This window comes from Paraburkholderia sp. SIMBA_053, from assembly GCF_046534895.1.
Taxonomy (GTDB): Bacteria; Pseudomonadota; Gammaproteobacteria; order Burkholderiales; family Burkholderiaceae; genus Paraburkholderia; species Paraburkholderia caledonica.
Window position 1 is genome coordinate 1 of the sequence record NZ_JAWRXU010000496.1, and the last position, 281, is coordinate 281.

The following is a 281-nucleotide window of genomic DNA, read 5'->3' on the forward strand; positions in this document are numbered from 1 at the left end:
GTTCGCGGGCTTAGTTGGCAGGCTTTACTTCGCCGCGGACGGCGTGGCCTTCGCGAGCCCGCACGCCTGATACGCCTCTTGCTGCAATGCGCGATATTTCTTGGTTTGCGCGCGCGCCCGGTCGACGCGGAATTCATTACCGCCTTCGCCGCCGAGTGTCGCGTACTTCGCGAACGTCATCTGCTCGACGTAATCGTCATACGGTAGGGCGGCCGCAATCTTGTCGATTACGCACGAGCACTTGTAGACATTGGCGAAATCGTGACCGTTGTCGTCCATGC

At 60.1% G+C, this 281-nt stretch carries 1 pseudogene; it reads right to left on the bottom strand.

The window, feature by feature from the left end:
- Window positions 1-24 precede the first annotated feature (24 nt).
- Window positions 25-281, bottom strand: a pseudogene (locus SB753_RS36590) (hypothetical protein); the annotation flags it as partial.